Source organism: Kitasatospora sp. NPDC007106, assembly GCF_040634455.1.
Lineage (GTDB): Bacteria > Actinomycetota > Actinomycetes > Streptomycetales > Streptomycetaceae > Kitasatospora > Kitasatospora arboriphila.
In genome coordinates this window covers 1-2,774 of the sequence record NZ_JBEYFP010000760.1, presented here as the reverse complement: position 1 = coordinate 2,774, position 2,774 = coordinate 1, and the positions used below count along the sequence as shown (strand labels likewise).

The window sequence follows — 2,774 nt, the reverse complement described above, 5'->3', positions numbered from 1 at the left end:
ATGATCTGGGCGGTCAGGTCGTCCGGGCGGACGTCCTTCAGCGAGCCCTTGAAGGCCCGGCCGATCGGCGAACGGGCGGCGCTGACGATGACGGCTTCGGGCATGGTGGGCTCCTCGCGGATCGGCCGGCTAGCGAGCATTCACTTGAGGGCGCGTATCGGCTCCCAACGACACTCGGGAGGAAAATTACCGCTTAGTAGCGCCGGCGTCATCCGATCCCGGGTGTGAGCTGGCCGACGCCGCCTCGGGCTCCGGCGTGCCCGGCAGGCCGAGCCGCAACCGGTGCCGCATCAGGGCCCAGCGCCGCGCCGCCGGCCCGGTCCCGGCCGCCGCGACCTCGGTGCCCGAGCGGCCCGCCGCGGCCGCGGCCGCCACCTCGACCGGCAGGACCGCCTGCGTGGCCGGCGGCTCGGCGGCGGTGCCCTCCTCGTCGGGCCACAGGTCCAGCGAGGCGCACAGCGAGGGCAGCATCGCCATCGCCGCGGTCGCGTAGCCCTGCGCCGACGGGTGGTAGCGGTCGGCGGCGAAGAGCTCCGGCCGGGTCGCGAACTCCGGCCCGAGCAGCGAGCCGAGCGACACCGTCCGCCCGCCGGCCTCCACCACGGCGATCGTCTGCGCCGCGGCGAGCTGCCGGCTGAGGCGCCGGGCCACCCAGCGCAGCGGCGGCCGCACCGGCTTGATGGTGCCGAGATCCGGGCAGGTGCCGACCACCACCTCGCACCCGGCCGACCGCAGGATCCGCACCGCGTCGCCCAGCTGCCGCACGCACTGTGCCGCCGGGCTGTGCCGGGTCACGTCGTTGGCGCCGATCATGATCACCGCGAGCGCGGGGCGGTGCGGCAGGGCGAGCGCCGCCTGGTCCACCAGGTCCTCCGAGCGGGCCCCCGACTTGGCGACGTTCACCAGCCGCACCCGGCGCTCAGCCACCGAAGCCAGGCCGGAGGCCAGCAGGGCGCCCGGGGTCTCCCGGCCGCGGTTCACCCCGAGGCCGGCCGCGGTCGAGTCGCCGAGGAAGGCGAGCACCAACGGCGGTTCGTCCGAGGCCGGGACGATCGTCCCGGCGTCGGTGAAGGCGTCGCCGTACACTCCGTCCGCGCGCGGCGGATCGCCGTCCAGCAGCCCGATCGCCCGGATCGCCATCCTGCTCTCGGTCAGCAGCAGTCCGGCGAGCCCCACGCCCAGCAGCCCGATCCCACCGCCGCCGTACGCGGCCGCCGTGGCGATCCGGCGGGCCACCCGGGCCCGCGAAGCCTGTGCCCCTGGCATCCTGCACCCCCTTGTGCGGTCTTCCAGAGTCCTCGTAACCCCGTAGTACCCCTCCCGGCCGTGCCGCTATCGGCGGCCGTCGGCCATCCGGGGCCATACCCTTTAGACACCCACAGTCACACGCGCCACTATCGGGAGGACCCCCGTGCGGTACAGCAATTCGATCATCGAGCTGGTCGGCAACACGCCGCTGGTGAAGCTGAGCAAGGTCACCGAGGGCATCAGCGCCACCGTGCTCGCGAAGGTCGAGTACTTCAACCCGGGCGGCAGCGTGAAGGACCGGATCGCGCTGCGCATGATCGAGGCCGCCGAGGCCTCGGGCGCGCTCAAGCCCGGCGGCACCATCGTCGAGCCCACCTCCGGCAACACCGGTGTCGGTCTGGCGATCGTGGCCCAGCAGAAGGGCTACAAGTGCATCTTCGTCTGCCCCGACAAGGTGTCCACCGACAAGATCAACACGCTGCGCGCGTACGGCGCCGAGGTGGTGGTCTGCCCGACCGCCGTCGCGCCCGAGCACCCGGACTCCTACTACAACGTCTCGGACCGCCTGGTGCGCGAGACCCCGAACGCCTGGAAGCCGGACCAGTACTCCAACCCGGACAACCCGGCCTCGCACTACCACTCGACCGGCCCGGAGCTGTGGGAGCAGACCGACGGGAAGATCACCCACTTCGTCGCGGGCGTCGGCACCGGCGGCACCATCTCGGGCACCGGCCGGTACCTGAAGGACGTCTCCGGCGGCAAGGTCCAGGTCGTCGGCGCCGACCCGGAGGGCTCGGTGTACTCCGGCGGCACCGGCCGCCCGTACCTGGTCGAGGGCGTCGGCGAGGACTTCTGGCCCACCGCCTACGACCGCACCGTCGCGGACGAGATCGTGGCCGTGTCCGACAAGGACTCCTTCCAGATGACCCGCCGCCTCGCCAAGGAGGAGGGCCTGCTGGTCGGCGGCTCCTGCGGCATGGCCGTGGTCGCCGCCCTGGAGGTCGCCAAGCGGCTCGGCCCGGACGACGTGGTCGTCGTGCTGCTGCCGGACGGCGGCCGCGGCTACCTCTCCAAGATCTTCAACGACGACTGGATGGCCGACTACGGCTTCCTGCCCACCGCCACCGACGAGGCGCACATCGGCGAGGTGCTCGCCCGCAAGGACGCGCTGGAGCACGAGGGCATCCCGCAGTTCGTCCACATGCACCCCAACGAGACCGTCGCCGAGGCCGTCCAGGTGCTGCGCGACTTCGGCGTCTCCCAGATGCCGATCGTGTCGCCGGGCGCAGGCCACCCCGACGTGATGGCCGGCGAGGTCATCGGCTCGATCGTCGAGCGGGAGCTGCTGGAGGGCCTGTTCTCGCAGCAGATCAAGCTGACCGACAGCCTCGACAAGGTGATGTCCAAGCCGCTGCCGGTGGTCGGCTCCGGCGAGTCGGTGACCAACCTGATGACGGTCCTGGAGAAGGCCGACGCGGTGGTCGTGCTGGTCGAGGGCAAGCCGCAGGGCATCGTCACCCGGCAGG

2 protein-coding genes are annotated in these 2,774 nt (G+C 72.4%); one reads left to right on the top strand and one right to left on the bottom strand.

Annotation, left to right across the window (positions count from 1 at the left end; translation table 11 throughout):
• Positions 1 to 186: 186 nt before the first annotated feature.
• A complete protein-coding gene (locus ABZ641_RS31970) occupies positions 187 to 1,266 on the bottom strand; it encodes an SGNH/GDSL hydrolase family protein (RefSeq protein ID WP_344625788.1) in 1,080 nt (359 codons plus the stop codon).
• Between the two features lie 145 nt (positions 1,267 to 1,411).
• Here ABZ641_RS31970 and ABZ641_RS31965 point away from each other — a divergent pair.
• The coding region (locus tag ABZ641_RS31965; RefSeq protein ID WP_359987482.1) for a cystathionine beta-synthase at positions 1,412 to 2,774 on the top strand (1,363 nt) is incomplete at its 3' end.